At 59.0% G+C, this 14,767-nt stretch carries 12 protein-coding genes; 4 read left to right on the top strand and 8 right to left on the bottom strand.

Going from position 1 to position 14,767, the window contains the following annotated elements:
- Position 1 precedes the first annotated feature (1 nt).
- Positions 2 to 403, top strand: coding sequence for an HmuY family protein (locus BLU78_RS00105; RefSeq protein WP_227901055.1), 402 nt, complete (start codon positions 2 to 4; stop codon positions 401 to 403).
- A 69-nt stretch (positions 404 to 472) separates the two neighbouring features.
- Here BLU78_RS00105 and panB read toward each other — a convergent pair whose 3' ends face one another.
- Together panB and BLU78_RS00095 are read right to left on the bottom strand one after the other, a co-directional pair.
- Entirely contained in the window at positions 473 to 1,288 is an 816-nt protein-coding gene (gene panB, locus BLU78_RS00100; protein ID WP_026020535.1) for a 3-methyl-2-oxobutanoate hydroxymethyltransferase, read from the bottom strand.
- A 372-nt stretch (positions 1,289 to 1,660) separates the two neighbouring features.
- Positions 1,661 to 2,197: an RNA methyltransferase gene (locus BLU78_RS00095; RefSeq protein ID WP_010258518.1), complete on the bottom strand. Its 537-nt coding sequence runs from the start codon at positions 2,195 to 2,197 to the stop codon at positions 1,661 to 1,663.
- A gap of 90 nt (positions 2,198 to 2,287) precedes the next feature.
- On the opposite strand from BLU78_RS00095, the gene BLU78_RS00090 reads away from it, so the two are divergent.
- A complete protein-coding gene (locus BLU78_RS00090; protein WP_026020534.1) occupies positions 2,288 to 3,385 on the top strand; it encodes a hypothetical protein in 1,098 nt (365 codons plus the stop codon).
- 8 nt (positions 3,386 to 3,393) lie between these two features.
- Complete coding sequence (locus BLU78_RS00085) at positions 3,394 to 5,070, top strand: glutamine--tRNA ligase/YqeY domain fusion protein (RefSeq protein WP_010258509.1); 1,677 nt, start codon at positions 3,394 to 3,396, stop codon at positions 5,068 to 5,070.
- A 93-nt stretch (positions 5,071 to 5,163) separates the two neighbouring features.
- On the opposite strand, the gene BLU78_RS00080 is transcribed toward BLU78_RS00085, so the two are convergent.
- The 6 genes from BLU78_RS00080 to BLU78_RS00055 form a co-directional block, all read right to left on the bottom strand.
- The gene (locus BLU78_RS00080; RefSeq protein ID WP_010258506.1) at positions 5,164 to 6,030 is read right to left on the bottom strand and encodes an AraC family transcriptional regulator; all 867 of its coding nucleotides are present in this window, start codon (positions 6,028 to 6,030) and stop codon (positions 5,164 to 5,166) included.
- Positions 6,031 to 6,091: 61 nt separating this feature from the next.
- On the bottom strand, positions 6,092 to 7,108 hold the full coding sequence (locus BLU78_RS00075) for a glycosyltransferase family 2 protein (protein ID WP_026020533.1): 1,017 nt from the start codon (positions 7,106 to 7,108) through the stop codon (positions 6,092 to 6,094).
- On the bottom strand, positions 7,095 to 8,012 hold the full coding sequence (locus tag BLU78_RS00070) for a lysophospholipid acyltransferase family protein (protein WP_010258499.1): 918 nt from the start codon (positions 8,010 to 8,012) through the stop codon (positions 7,095 to 7,097). The genes BLU78_RS00075 and BLU78_RS00070 overlap by 14 nt, the downstream gene beginning before the upstream one ends.
- A 13-nt stretch (positions 8,013 to 8,025) precedes the next feature.
- A complete protein-coding gene (locus BLU78_RS00065; protein ID WP_010258495.1) occupies positions 8,026 to 9,411 on the bottom strand; it encodes a TIGR00341 family protein in 1,386 nt (461 codons plus the stop codon).
- A 21-nt stretch (positions 9,412 to 9,432) separates the two neighbouring features.
- Positions 9,433 to 10,137, bottom strand: coding sequence for a 16S rRNA (cytidine(1402)-2'-O)-methyltransferase (gene rsmI / locus BLU78_RS00060; protein ID WP_010258492.1), 705 nt, complete (start codon positions 10,135 to 10,137; stop codon positions 9,433 to 9,435).
- Between the two features lie 5 nt (positions 10,138 to 10,142).
- Entirely contained in the window at positions 10,143 to 11,462 is a 1,320-nt protein-coding gene (locus BLU78_RS00055; protein WP_010258489.1) for a hypothetical protein, read from the bottom strand.
- 392 nt (positions 11,463 to 11,854) lie between these two features.
- Between BLU78_RS00055 and BLU78_RS00050 the strand changes: the two genes are divergently transcribed.
- Positions 11,855 to 14,758, top strand: coding sequence for a SusC/RagA family TonB-linked outer membrane protein (locus BLU78_RS00050; RefSeq protein ID WP_026020532.1), 2,904 nt, complete (start codon positions 11,855 to 11,857; stop codon positions 14,756 to 14,758).
- The last annotated feature ends 9 nt before the right edge of the window (positions 14,759 to 14,767 follow it).

The raw sequence follows: 14,767 nt of genomic DNA, 5'->3' as shown, positions 1-14,767 counted from the left end.
GATGAAACATAGACTGCTGCTGCTCGCCCTGGCGGGATGCGCAATACTGGCGGGATGTGCCTCGGACGGCTCCGACGACAAAGGTCCGGCTCCGGAACCGGCGCAGGTGAAAACGCTCTCGGTGGAGGGGCTCAGCGACGACCAGTGGGTTTACATCTCGCTCGAAACCGGCAGGAAGATCGGAACGAGCCCGCTCGGCGACGCCGCACAGGACGCCGCCTGGAAAGCCCGCACGGACTGGGACATCGCCCTTTGCGGCGAGTTGATCCGGACCAACGGCGGCACGTCGGGCAACGGCCAGGGAGCCGTTCAACGGGTCCAGAACAAGAGTTTCAATGCGCTCGACCAGGCGCCTGCCGACGGTTACACGACCGATACGGACGACATAGTCATCCGGCGGTAAACACCTCACACCACGAAAAAAACTGCACCCTTTACAGGATGCAGTTTTTTTGTCTCGCGGGATGACGGATCAGTATTGCTCGGTCTCGTTGGGGAAATCGCACTCCTTCACGTCACGGACATACTGCTCCACAGCGCCGGTCATCACCGTATGCAGGTCGGCATAGCGGCGCAGGAAACGGGGCGAAAAGCCCTTGTTGATACCCAGCATGTCGTGGATCACGAGCACCTGGCCGTCGCAGCCTCCGCCGGCGCCAATGCCGATCGTCGGGGCCGAAATCTCCTTCGTCACCCGGGCCGCCAGCGTTGCGGGAATCTTTTCCAGCACGATGCCGAAGCATCCCGCGTCGCTCAGCAGATGGGCGTCGCGCACCAGTTTCTCGGCCTCAGCCTCCTCCTTGGCGCGGACCGCATAGGTGCCGAACTTGTGGATCGACTGGGGTGTCAGGCCGAGGTGTCCCATGATGGGAATACCGGCCGAAAGGATGCGCTGGACCGATTCGAGAATCTCTTCGCCGCCTTCGATCTTAATGGCGTCGGCCTCGGTCTCCTTCATGATACGGATGGCCGAATCGAGCGCCACCTTCGAATTGCCCTGATAGGAGCCGAACGGCAGGTCGACGACGACCAGCGCACGCTCGACGGCACGCACGACCGAACGTGCGTGGTAAATCATCATATCGAGGGTGATGGGGAGCGTGGTTTCGTACCCGGCCATGACATTGGCCGCCGAGTCGCCCACGAGAATCACGTCGACACCGGCGGCATCGACGATCTTCGCCATCGAATAGTCGTAAGAGGTAAGCATGGCGATCTTTTCGCCCCGCTGCTTCATTTCCGTAAGGCGGTAAGTCGTTACCGCGCGAACTGTACTTTCAACAGACATTACTTCGGATTTTAGTTTTTAAATCGGGGCAAAGATAGCGCAAGGCGAGCGCAATGGCAAATTTATTTGAGCATTGCCGAGCCGCAGCCTATCTAAACCGGGGTTTATCCCCGGTAAAGTGCGCAAGACGAGCGCAATGGCAAATTTATTTGGACTTTGCCGGGGATGGATGCGCAAAATCCGAATCGGCAGCTCCACGGCCTGTCATCGCCTCTAAAACCGGCGTCTTACGCCGGCGCCCCCTAAAACCCGGCTCTTAGGCGGGCGCAAAGCCGGACGGAAAGCGGCCCGAAGCAACCGCCGCATCCTAAAACCCGCCTCTTAGGCGGGCGCAGAACCGGACGGAGAGAGGTCGGAAGCAACCGGCGCCCCCTAAAACCCGGCTCTTAGCCGGGCGAAGAAACTCCATAAAACGACGCCCCCGGCGACCGAGACGTTGATCGAATGCTTGGTCCCGGACTGCGGAATCTCGATGGCCCCGTCGCACATATCGACCGCCTCCTGCCCCACGCCGTCGACCTCGTTGCCGAAGACCAGCGCGTATTTCACCCCCGGACGCACACGGAACGCATCGAGCATCACGGCTCCTTCGACCTGCTCCACGGCGTATATCTCATACCCCTCGGCGCGCAGTTGCGCAATGCACTCCGGGGTCGTCGCATGGCGGCTCCAGGGCACGGTCAACTCGGCTCCCAAGGCCGTTTTGTGGATGTCGCGGGAGGGCGGCACGGCGGTAATGCCGCACAGGGCGATCCGTTCCGCGGCGAAAGCGTCGGACGTGCGAAAAAAAGCCCCGACGTTCTGGGCCGAACGGACGTTGTCCAGCACCACCGTGACGGGCATTTTCTCCATCGCGGCGAACTCCGCCGCCGAGGGCCTGCCGAGTTCTTCGTTGGTGATTTTGCGCATAATGGATTCGGAATGGTTTATTTCGGGGTCAAAAATAAATAAAATTAAAATCTTTTCCTTACTTTTGTCAACTATATTCAGATGAATCGCATGAAAAGACTTTTACTGTTACTCATCCTCTGCGGAAGCTTTTCCGCGGGACATGCCCAGGAAATCCTGTTGGGCGCCGATTTCAAAATGTACTTCGACAACAAGGAGTTCGGCAGCAACAAGTTCGCGGTTCCCGGACTGGACATCGAATCGGGCACGGATTTCGCCGCCCGCCTGCTGCCCCGCATCGGCATCCGGTGGGATGAGAAGAATACGCTTTTCATTGCGGCGGATATGGTAAAGAATTTCGGTTCGGCGGAATCGGCCTATCTCTCGGAGGTGAAACCCGTCTTCTACTACCAGTTCCAGACGCCCCGGGTCACAGCCGTGGCGGGTATCTTCACGCGCGACATGATGCACGACGACGATTACTCGACGGCCTTTTTCTCCGAATCATACCGTTTCTTCCACAACCGTATGAACGGCGTGCTGGCGCAGTATAACGGTCAGGGGGGGGGCTCTTACGTGGAGTTCGTCTGCGACTGGGAAGGCATGTATTCGGAACTCTCGCGCGAAAAATTCCGCATCCTGCTCGCGGGACGCCACTATCTCAACCGCTTTTACTACGGCTTCAACTACTCGATGTTCCACTTTGCCGGACAGAAAGGTGCGGAACTGGAGAACGTCGTCGACCTGCAACTGCTGAACCCCTGCGTAGGCGTGAAATTCAATGCGTTCTTCGATTTCGACATCAAATTAGGGGCGCTGCTCACGGCCCAGCGCGACCGCAGTTTCGGACATTCGTGGGAAATGCCCTGCATGGGTGAGTTCGCCTTCAAAATCAGCCGTTGGGGACTTTCGCTCGACGAAAGACTTTATGTCGGCGACAACATCCATCCGTTCTTCTACGGACACCCGGAGGAAAATATCGGTTACGGCCGCGAGCTCTACCCGGGTGAGAGCTTCTTCCGCACCGACCAGAAGGTATACAGCCGTACGGCGCTCTCCTACCGCCGCTCGTTCTTCAACGACACGGTATCGGTCCGCGCCGAGTTCGCCGCCCATCACGACGGAACGGCCCTGGGAACCCAGCAGATGCTCGTCGTGGGCGTGAAGCTGCTCAAAACGGTTTACAACAGCAAGAATCACAAAAAATAGACAAATATATGGCAAGCGAAACAACCGAAATCCGGGAGAAGTCGCTGAACTTCCTCGAAGAGATCATCGAAGAGTCTATCGCCAAAGGCGAAAAGCACATACAGACCCGTTTCCCGCCCGAACCGAACGGCTACCTCCATATCGGCCATGCCAAGAGCATCTGCATCAACTTCGGCCTGGCCAAGAAATACGGCGGCAAATGCAACCTGCGCTTCGACGACACGAACCCCGTGAAGGAGGACGTGGAGTATGTCGACTCGATCAAGCGCGACATCCAGTGGCTCGGCTTCCAGTGGGAGCTGGAGCGTTACGCGTCGGACTATTTCGACCAGCTCTACGAGTGGGCCGTGGAGCTTATCAAAAAGGGACTGGCCTACGTCGATGACCAGACGCAGGAGCAGATTCGTGAGAACCGCGGCACGGTGTCCGTGCCGGGAACCCCGTCGCCGTGGCGCGACCGGACGGTCGAGGAGAACCTCGACCTGTTCGAACGCATGAAGAACGGCGAATTCCCTGACGGTGCCAAGGTGCTGCGCGCCAAGATCGACATGGCACACCCGAACATGCTGTTCCGCGACCCGCTGATGTACCGCATCATCCACACCAGCCACCACCGCACGGGCGACAAGTGGTGCATCTACCCGATGTACGACTATGCCCACGGCCAGAGCGACTCGATCGAGAAGATCACCCACTCGATCTGCACGCTGGAATTCGACGTGCACCGTCCGCTTTACGACTGGTTCATCCAGGCGTTGGAGATTTTCCCCTCGCACCAGTACGAATTCGCACGTCTGAACCTCACCTACACGATGATGTCGAAGCGCAAGCTGCTGAAACTCGTGCAGGAAGGCGCCGTGATGGGCTGGGACGACCCCCGCATGCCGACCATCTGCGCCCTGCGCCGCAAGGGTTACACCCCGGCTTCGGTGCGCAACTTCGCCGAGATGGTGGGCGTCGCCAAGCGCGACAACGTGATCGACCTCGGGAAATTGGAATACTGCGTGCGCGAGGACCTGAACAAGGTCGCCGAGCGCCGCATGGCCGTGCTCAACCCGCTGAAAGTGGTCATCACCAACTACGACGACGATAAGACCGAGCTGTTCACAGCCATCAACAACCCCGAGGATGAAGCTGCCGGGACACGTCAGGTTCCGTTCTCGAAGGTTATTTACATCGAACGCGACGATTTCATGGAGGAGCCTCCCAAGAAGTTCTACCGCCTTTCGCCGGGCGGCGAAGTGCGCCTGCGCTACTCCTACCTCATCAAGTGCGAGGAGGTCGTGAAGGACGCCGAAGGCAACGTCACGGAGCTGCACTGCACCTACGATCCGATGTCGGGCGGGGGTTCGTCGAGCGACGGCCGCCGGGTGAAGGGTGTCATCCATTGGGTGTCGGCCAAAGACGCCGTGGAGGCCGAAGTCCGGTTGTTCAATCCGCTCTTCACCAAAGAGGACCCCGACGACGTGGAGGAAGGACAGACGTGGGAGGACAACCTCAATCCCGAATCGATGGTCAAAGTCACGGGCTATCTGGAACCCTCGCTGCGCGAAATTCCCGTCGGACAGGCCGTGCAGTTCGAACGCGTGGGATATTTCTGCCCCGACACCGATTCGACCCCCGAAAAGCTGGTGTTCAACCGCACGGTGACGCTCAAGGATTCATGGGCTAAGATCAACAAGTAGACGCAGTTTACGTCCACGAAAAAGGCATCCGAAGTGATTCGGATGCCTTTTTCGTCATGCCCGCCCCGGAATCGTGCAGGCACGGCCTGAGAATTACATCAGCGGAATATAAATCTCGGTTTTCAGTTTTTCGGCCGGAACCCGGTCGGGATGATTGACGTATTTCTCGAAACAAGGGCTGTCGCGCAGGGTGCAGCCGCTCTCCGGAAGCCATTCGCCGCAGATCTTCTTATAGGCGGTCCCGATCCCGGTATAGGGGCCCGTATAGAGGAACACGGCGTATTTGCCTCCGGCAATCTCCTTTACGCCGATATCGCCGTCGGCAACCGCCCTTCCTCCGGGCAGTGCGAGGCAGACGTCGCAGCGAAGATCGCCCGCCTGCGAAATGTCGGGGTCGTTGTGGTAAATCACGAGGTTTTCGATCCCCGCAGTGAAGAACTTATGCTCCCTGACATAACCCCACAGCCGGGTGAAATAGGAGCCGTAATCTACCTGGCTGTAATTTCCCTGCGCGCGGATGTAGGCCACGGTTTTGACGGGAATCTCGCTGATTCGGGGTTTCGACAGCCGGATTTCGGCGTCGGATTGAATGTTGCTGTTCATCATCGGACGGTTTTTAGTGATTCGATACGCTTTGGGCGAGATGCCGAAAAACCGCCGGAACGCCTTGCTCAGCGACGAGGGCGTGTCGTACCCCACGCGGTAGGCGATCTCCGCGACGGGAACATCCGTATAGCGCAGCAGCCGGGCGGCCGTTTCGATCCGTGTGCGGACGATGAATTCGCCGAGCGGCTCGCCCAGCAGGGCCGACACGATGCGGTGGAAATGGTACGGGGAAAAGGCCGACAATTCGGCCAGGACGCGCAAATCGATATCCTCGTCGAGGTGCATCCGGATATACTCGACGACCCGGTTGATGCGCTGCTGATAGTCGTTCGTGGTGGCTGGTTTGTTCTTCATCTCGGGACAAAGGTACCGCCTGCGGAACGAACGGACTTTTCCGTTTTTGCGGATTTCAGGTTCAAAGCGTCATTTTGGCGAACGTGCGCCGTCCGAGAAGGTAGCGCAGGACCACCGAGCCGCGGTAAATATGCTCCGTGGCGGAACCTTTGCGGTTTTCGCGGATCGCGCGCCGCTTGCGGGACAGGTCCTTGTGCCAGCGGAAGAAATCGCGGTAGGCGCGGAACACCGCCCGGAAATTGTCCCCGCGCCCCTGCACCAGGTAGGAGAAAGCCGCCAGCAGGTCGAGCGCCGGGCGTGCCACGGCCACAAAAAGCCGCTGTCCGGTGGAGGTGCATTTATAGAGCATCGCCAGATTGTTCCGGTGGTTGTAAAAGACTTTGGTCGGGGAATCCGTCTGGAGCGTACCGCCCCCGAGGTGGTAGACCGTGCTTTGGGGAACGACCCGCACGCGGTACCCCGCCAGCTGCATCCGCCAGCAGAGGTCGATCTCCTCCATGTGGGCGAAGAAATCGGCGTCGAACCCGCCCAATGCCCGGAACACGTCGGCCCGGCAGCAGAAAGCCGCGCCGCTCACCCAGAAAACGTCACGGGCGTCGTCGTACTGCCCCCGGTCCTCCTCTACGCAGCGCAGGATGCGGCCCCGGCAGAAAGGATAGCCCAGAAAGTCGATGAACCCGCCCGAGGCCCCGGCGTATTCGAACATCGTCCGGTCGGCATAGGAGATCAGTTTCGGCGCGACGACCGCCACGTCGGGATTTGCACCCAGGCAGTCGAAGATCGGCCCGAGCCATCCCGGAGGCGTCTCGACATCGGAATTGAGCAGCAGGTAATAGTCGGCCTCGATCTGCTCCAGCGCCCGGTTATACCCTCCGGCAAAGCCGTAATTGGCATCCATGCGCAGCACCGAGACCGTGGGAAATTCCGCGGCGAGAATCGCCACGGAGTCGTCCGTCGATCCGTTGTCGGCCACCACGACCCCGACCCCTTCGGGAGCCGCAGCCACGACCGACGGCAGAAAACGACGCAGGTGTTCGGCGCCGTTCCAGTTCAATATGACGATTTTAGCTACCGGCATTTCGTTTGTGTTTCCAGCGGCGGTGCGACCACATCCAAAGTTCGGGACGCCGGCGAATCTCCGCCTCCAGCATACGAACGTACCGCTCCGTGATTTCATATTCGGCGACCTCCTCTTTACCGTCGTAGATCTGTTCGAAAGACATTTCGTAGCGTCCCCGCCGCAGACGCTCCATCTTCACGAAATAGACCGGAAGCTGACAGCGCAGGGCCAGTTTCTCACCTCCGTCGAAAAAGATCGTATCCTGATTGAGGAAGCGGAACCACCGGCTGTCGGGACGCCGCGGGGGATTCTGGTCGGCGATGAGCCCCATGGCGAGGTTCTTGCCGTCGATGCCCTTTTCCCGGTTGCGCAGGTAGAAGCGCAGGCTCTCCTTCATCGAGACTGTCGTGGCGTAATCCCCGTTGCGGAGCCGCTGGTACAACGCCTCCACGATCTTGCTCCGCAGCGGATGGTAGACTGCGACGACGATCTGCGTCGGGTCGTACAGCCCCCAGAACGAACAGTATTCCCAGCAGCCGAAATGGGCCGTCATGGCGATCCAGTCACGGCCTCCGACCCGCTCTTTCTGCTCCTCCAGCCCTTTTACGGTCAGCAGGGAGCGGCCCTTCTCCGGCGTCAAATCGGCCAAATTGATCGTATCGACGAAAATCTCCGCCAGCGTGTAGTAAAAACGCCTCCGGATAACGGCCAGTTCGCGTTCGTCCTTCTCGGGAAAAGAGTTCCTGAGATTGGTCTTCACAACCTTCATGCGGTAGCGCAGGCAGTAATAAAGCAGGACGAAAAGCAGGTTCTCGACCACATAATATTTGAACCAATAGGGCATTACAGCAAACACCCGCGCCCCCAGCCAGAGAGTTTCCAGCCCGATTCGTTGTATAAGGGTCAGCTTCGTCGTTTTCATGCCTGCCGCACGGTTAAGGTTCTACGAAAAGTTTCACGTTCTCGACCTTGGTGCGAACCTTCAGCCAGCGGGAGAGCGTCTCCCGGTCGATCGGCGCCGCAGGGTCCCTGGGCGTCACCACGCACACGAGCGTCGTATCGCCGGGCGTGCCCTTCACGTCGAAGGTGATGCCCTTCGTCAGCGAAATGGCGCCGATGTTCTCCATCATGGCTCCTACCTCACGCGAGATGTCATCCACCTCGACGTTGGTCACCCGGTAGCGTTTCAGCTGCGAGGCCATCTCCCCGATACGGCGGTTCTTCTCTTCCAGCAGCTCCTTATAGCTCTGCTGCAGCGACGCCACGTCGATCTTGTCCTCGGTGTTGGCCTGCCGGACGACCAGTTCGGTCTCCTCCAGTCCGAAACTGCGCATCTGCGTCCGGGCGTTCTCGATCACCTCCCCGCCCAGCGGTTCGCCCACGAGCAGCAGTTCGATCTGCGACGGTTTTTTGCCCTGTGCGTAGTGCTTGTTGCACTCGATCACGCGCGTATGCGGAAAATTGAAGACCTGTGCCACATATTTGTCGGCCACGGCCTCGAACACCGAGACCCGGACCATGTGGAAACCGATGACGACGCTCGGAATGAAAGTCACCAGCGTGATGACCATCATCAACCGTTTGACCGTGCGTTCGCGGCCCTTGTCGATGAAGGCTTTCTTCTCGTATTTCAGGAAACGCACCATGGCGTAGGTCGCCAGGGCGATGAAGACCGAGTTGATGAAGAAGAGGTAGAACGCCCCGAAGAAGAATTTGAACTGCCCCGTGGCCAGTCCGAAACCCGCCGTGCAAAGGGGCGGGATCAGCGCCGTGGCGATGGCCACGCCGGGAATCACCGTCGAGGTGCGGTCCTGCCGCGTCTGCGCCACGATGCCCGCCAGGCCGCCGAAGAGGGCGATCAGCACGTCGTAGGTCGTCGGCACGGTGCGCGCCAGCAGTTCGCTGCTGTTCGACGAAAGGGGCGAGATGAAGAAATAGATCGTCGAGGTGATGATCGCGACGATGAACATGAGCGTCAGGTTGCGCAGCGACTTTTTCAGCAGATCGAAGTCGCTGATGCCCAGCGACAGGCCCACGCCCATGATCGGGCCCATGATCGGCGAAATGAGCATCGCGCCGATGATTACGGCGGCCGAATTGACGTTCAGGCCCAGCGACGCGATCATCGTGGCGAAGATCAGCACCCAGAGGTTGACGCCGCGGAACTCCACGCCTTTCGAAATGGCGGCCACGACCTCGTCGCGCTGCGCCTGATCTTCGTCGAGGCTGAAGCGTCCTTTCATAAACTCGCGCAGCTCCCCGATCCACGCCGAGAACGAGCTCCGCACCTGCTGTGTATTGTCCGTACGATTATTTTCCATAACCGGTGTTTTCCATTTAAATTACTCCTCCTGCGACTCCTGCGCACGGCGGGCCTTGGGCTTTCCGGCCACGACGATCACGAACTCCCCTTTGGGTTCGGTCGTGCGGAAATGGTCCAGCACCTCGGCGACGGTGCCGCGCACGGTCTGTTCGAATTTCTTGGTCAGCTCCCGCGACACCGAGACCCGGCGTTCGGGACCGAAAACCTCGGCGAACTGCTCCAGACACTTCACCACGCGGTAGGGCGATTCGTAGAAGACCATCGTCCGCTCCTCGTCGGCCAACGTCTGCAACTGCTTGCTGCGGCCCTTCTTCTGGGGCAGGAACCCCTCGAAGCAGAAGCGGTCGCAGGGGAATCCGCTCTGCACCAGCGCCGGGATCAGCGCTGTGGCCCCGGGCAGCGTCTCGACCTCGATCCCCGCCTCGACGCACGTGCGCACGAGCAGAAACCCCGGGTCCGATATGCCCGGCGTCCCGGCGTCCGACACAAGGGCGGCATCGCGTCCCGCAGCGATCGACTCGGCGACCAACTGCACCGTGGCGTGTTCGTTGAACTTGTGATGCGAACGAAGCTTCTGCTCGATGCCGAGGTGCTTCAAAAGGAACGAGGTCGTACGCGTATCCTCCGCCAGAATGAAATCCACACTGCGCAGGACATTTACCGCGCGCAGCGTGATGTCGTCCAGATTGCCGATCGGCGTAGGTACGATATAGAGTTTGGCCATCGCTGTCAGGCAAATTTACGTTCGAGCAGTTCCATCAGCAGTTTCACCCCGTCGGAATTGGGGTTCCACGCATAGTTTTCGGCAATGTAAATCATGCAGTCGTCGAAATCGGCGCAGTCGTTGAGCGTCCCGATCGCCTGCTCGTAAGCCTCGCCGTCGCCCCCGAACAGGTCGCGGATCAGCAGGAATTTATCGTTGATGCCGATGGCTTTGCGCAAGTCGGTGACGGGCTCGCTGCGGCGCAGTTCCGAAGCCCGATCGCGCGGCGCGGCCAGCGTGTCGGCCAACGTCTGCACGTCGTGGTTGATGACGTCGCCCAACACGGTTGCGGCGGGAGCGACCGATTCCAGCGTGATCTCCTCGAAACCGGATTCGTTATCGTCCTCTTCAGTTGCGGGCTGCGGCACGACGGGCGTTTCCCGGATTTCAGGCATTTCGGCAGGTTTTTCCGGAGCTGCCGCAGGCGTTTCAACCACAGCCTCGGGTTCCGGAACCGGGGTTTCCACGGGAGCCGGAGCCGGGATTTCCGCAGGCGCCGCAACGGGCTTCGGAGCCGGTTCGGGACGGGCGGGCGTTTCGGCGGCCGTATCGTAGAGCGACATGATGACACGCTGTTTGTTGCGGTGACGGATGGTCTCGTCCTCCAGTCCGAACAGCGTAGGCGCCACATAATGAGACTTATCGGGTTGCGCCCCCGGTCCGGCGGCCTCAATCGGTTCCGGCTGCGGTTCCGGTTCAACGGAAACAGGCTCCGCAACGGGTTCTGCAACCGGCTCTGCAACGGGTTCCGGTCCGGCAGGTGCGGACTCTGCGACAAGCCCGGGTTCTGCAACGGGCTCGGACTCCACAACGGGTACAGGCTCCGCAATGGGTTCCGGCTCCACGACGGGCCCGGGCTCCGCCACAAGTTCCGGTGCCGCAACGGGCTCGGACTCCACAACGGGTGCAGGCTCCGCAATGGGTTCCGGCTCCACGACGGGTTCCGGCTCCGCCACAAGTTCCGGTGCCGCAACGGGCTCCGGGATCGTCTCTTCGGCGACCGGCGCCGCAGATTCCTGCTCCGACACCGGTTCTTCCGGCCCGGCAAAAGGATCGAGCGAGAGCACGTCGCCCAGGTCTATGACCTCTGCAACAGCCGCAACCTCCTCCCCGACAGCATTTTCCGCAACAGCGCCCGCAGCGCCGAAGCGCACCTTATCATAGATCGACCGCAGTTTTTCGAGCGCCAGATCGCGTTCGAGGGCCGGAACTCCGTCCGCCTGCACCCACCCTTCGACGAGCGCCGAAAGCTGCTGCAATTCGCCTTGTATCGTTTTCAAATCCATAGTTCCATCCAATTTCGACCTCCAAAGATAATATTTTATCGGCATAAGTGGAAATATCCCCCAAATTTAACGCCGCCTGTGACTGCCTTTCCAGACCCGAAATACGGGATGCATACGACCGGATCGGACCGGTCCGACAGTCCGAACACAGTGGCAGTGGTTCTGAATCAGCAACTAAGCGGCAGACGGCGGATAACAATGCCGCCACATAGAGGACCCAAAACTTACAGTTTAGAACCATATCAGTCAATTTTGCTAACAATCAAAATTTTTTCGCCGAAAATGCTCTTATTTTATTGTTTTCCAAATAAAAACCCATATATTTGTTTTGCGTTAATTCCACATAATTCTTAAAATAGCTTCATGAAAACGAAAATTCTCCTTTCGTTGATCTGCTTAGCGGGGGGGGGATTTTTTCCCTCCTGGCCCAAACTAAGTCGATAACGGGCACAGTCTCCGGTCCGGACGGTCCGATAGTCGGTGCAACGGTCCTGGTCGAAGGCTCTTCGACAGGCACGACAACCAATTCTGACGGAAAATTCGTCATTTCCGCGCCCGCGAGTTCCACGCTCGTCGTCTCATTCATCGGCTACAAGACCCAGAAAGTAGCCGTCGCGGGAAAAACCACCCATCTCTCCGTAATTTTACAGGAAGACGCCCAGAACATCGAACAGGTGACGGTCGTCGGCTACGGTTCCGGCAGCAAGATCGGAACGACGATCGGTTCCGTGGCCAAGGTCAAAGCCGAGGCGCTGGAAAACAAACCGACGCCCAATGTGGCGGACGCTTTGCAGGGCAAGGTCGCCGGTCTGGCAGTTTATACCGACTCGGGCGAACCCTCCTCCGCCACCTCGATCCGCCTGCACGGCGCAGGATCGATCTCGGCAGGCGTGGCCCCGCTGATCGTACTGGACGGCGTGCCGGTATCGACAAGCATCTTCACCTCGCTCAATTCCAACGACATCGAGTCGATCAACACCCTCAAAGACGCTTCCGCGACCTCGATCTACGGATCGCGTGCCGCCAACGGCGTGATCTACATCGTGACCAAACGCGGCCGCCGCAACGAGGACATCGACATCGTAGTCCGCGCCCAGTACGGCATCTCGCAGCCCGCAACGAGCAAATACGAGGTGATGTCCTCCTCGGAAGTCGCCGCCTATCAGTTGGAATACAACCTCATTAACCAGGCCAAATACGACGAAATCATGGCCTCGGGAGTCAATACCAACTGGCGCGATTACTATTACAAATCGAATGCGCCGGTCTATCAGGTAGACCTCTCCATCTCCGGCGGATCGGAGAAAACAGCCTATTACATTTCAGGCTCCTATATGAATAAGGAGGGAACAGCCCCCGGCTCGGGGCTGGAACGCTACTCCTTCCGCAGCGACATCAACGTCTACGCCCGGGACTGGCTCAAATTCGGGGCGAACGTCACGATGAGCTTCGATTCGCGCCAACTGGCCTACACGGAAATCAACTCGGTCTACAACGCCGCCTTCATGTCCCAGCTGTCGCTCCCCTACGAGAGCCCCTACGACGAGAACGGAAAGGAGAAAGAGACCATCTCGGGGTATCCCAACCCCAACTACATGCGCAAGACGCATCCCTCGGGCGGCAAGAACCTCGCCCTGCACGGCAATGCCTACATTCAGATAACGCCGGTCAAAAACCTGAACATCAAATCGGTGTTCGGCACGGACGCCTATGCCTACTGGAGCGACTCCTACGCGCTAGCCTCCTATTTTAAGGGACTGAACAACGGAACCGTATCGCGGGCCCATCAGAACGGCGGAACCTTCACCTCCACGAACACCGTAGACTACAATTTCGACTTTTCCAATCCCGACCATAAGCTCTACCTGCTGGCCGGTCAGGAAGGAATCCGCTCCGACGCCCTCACCTTCTCGGCCCAGCGCAGCGGACAGATCCGCGACGAACTGATGCTGCTGTCGGCCGGTGTCGGAACCCCGGGCGTAGCCGACAACAAGTCGAGTTACGTGTTCAACTCCTGGTTCGGACGCGCCGAATACAGCTATGCCGACAAATACGTCTTCGACGCCTCCGTCCGCCGCGACGCCTCGTCGCGCTTCGGACGCAACAACCGTTCGGGTATTTTCTATGCGTTCGGCGCCATGTGGGACCTCGGAAAAGAGCGGTTCCTGACCGGCAACAGCGTCCTCAGCGGTCTGAAGCTGAAGGTCTCCTACGGTACGCAGGGCAATGCCGAAATCTCCAACTATGCACATATCTCCCACCTGTCGACAACGGCCTATGGCGATAAAGTCGGCCTTTACAACGGTTCGGAGGGAAATCCGGACCTGGGTTGGGAAACGCAGAAACTCTTCACCGTGGCCGTCAACGTCGAATTCATCGACCGCATCCGCTTCGAAGCCGAATTCTACAACCGTGCGACGGACGACCTGCTGATGGACGTGCCCGTACCCGCCACGTCGGGTTACCTGTCGCAGCCCAAGAATGTCGGCGCAATGGTCAACCGGGGCATCGACCTGACGCTGAATGTCGACATCTACCGCACACGCGACTGGTACGTCGGATTCAACGCCACATTCAACTATAACCGCAACAAAATTACGCGTCTGTTCGACGGGCTCACGGAATACGCCCTCTCCCGGGCGGGAATCTGCTACACGATCGGCCACGATTCGAGCGAATTCTACATGCAGAAATACATGGGCGTCAATCCCGACAACGGAGCTCCCCGATGGGAGATCATCGATCCCGAAACCGGCGAACGCGGCCTGACCGAAGATTACAACAAGGCGACCATGCAGCTGCTCGGCAAAACCTACATGGCCCCCTACACGGGAGGTTTCGGCGTCAACGCCGGATGGAAAGGGATCAGTTTCTCGGCCGATTTCTCGTGGAACTACGGCAAATACCTGGTCAACAACATGCTGACATTCCTCGAGAATCCCAGCCTGGCCCCGGCTTTCAACCGCTCGAAACGCCTGCTGCACGCCTGGAAAGAGCCGGGCGACATCACCGACATTCCCCGGCAGGATATGAACTACGCCACGCAGTTCGACTCCAGCATCCTCGAGGACGCCTCGTTCCTGCGTCTGAAAAACCTGACGATCTCCTATGATTTCCCCAAAAAACTGATCCAAAAGAGCGGTTTCCTGAGCGGTGTGAAAATCTATTTCGTCGGCCGAAACCTGCTCACCGCGACCAAATACACGGGTTACGATCCCGAGGTCGACACGAACATCTCGCTGGGCGACTATCCCAACACCCGCGAATTCATGGGCGGCATCCAGCTCACTTTCTGACCGTCAAAT

Origin of the sequence: Alistipes timonensis JC136, assembly GCF_900107675.1 — a bacterium.
Classification (GTDB): Bacteria; Bacteroidota; Bacteroidia; order Bacteroidales; family Rikenellaceae; genus Alistipes; species Alistipes timonensis.
This window is presented reverse-complemented; position numbering and strand designations above follow the sequence as displayed.

What these genes read in the sequence shown, in the direction of transcription:
- panB (WP_026020535.1), bottom strand. Translation starts at nt 1,288, where the DNA reads ATGTCTGTTGAAAGTACAGTTCGCGCGGTAACGACTTACCGCCTTACG.
- rsmI (WP_010258492.1), bottom strand. Translation starts at nt 10,137, where the DNA reads ATGGCCAAACTCTATATCGTACCTACGCCGATCGGCAATCTGGACGAC.
- BLU78_RS00055 (WP_010258489.1), bottom strand. Translation starts at nt 11,462, where the DNA reads ATGGATTTGAAAACGATACAAGGCGAATTGCAGCAGCTTTCGGCGCTC.
- BLU78_RS00080 (WP_010258506.1), bottom strand. Translation starts at nt 6,030, where the DNA reads ATGAAGAACAAACCAGCCACCACGAACGACTATCAGCAGCGCATCAAC.
- BLU78_RS00065 (WP_010258495.1), bottom strand. Translation starts at nt 9,411, where the DNA reads ATGGAAAATAATCGTACGGACAATACACAGCAGGTGCGGAGCTCGTTC.
- BLU78_RS00070 (WP_010258499.1), bottom strand. Translation starts at nt 8,012, where the DNA reads ATGAAAACGACGAAGCTGACCCTTATACAACGAATCGGGCTGGAAACT.
- BLU78_RS00075 (WP_026020533.1), bottom strand. Translation starts at nt 7,108, where the DNA reads ATGCCGGTAGCTAAAATCGTCATATTGAACTGGAACGGCGCCGAACAC.
- BLU78_RS00095 (WP_010258518.1), bottom strand. Translation starts at nt 2,197, where the DNA reads ATGCGCAAAATCACCAACGAAGAACTCGGCAGGCCCTCGGCGGCGGAG.
- BLU78_RS00105 (WP_227901055.1), top strand. Translation starts at nt 2, where the DNA reads ATGAAACATAGACTGCTGCTGCTCGCCCTGGCGGGATGCGCAATACTG.
- BLU78_RS00085 (WP_010258509.1), top strand. Translation starts at nt 3,394, where the DNA reads ATGGCAAGCGAAACAACCGAAATCCGGGAGAAGTCGCTGAACTTCCTC.
- BLU78_RS00090 (WP_026020534.1), top strand. Translation starts at nt 2,288, where the DNA reads ATGAAAAGACTTTTACTGTTACTCATCCTCTGCGGAAGCTTTTCCGCG.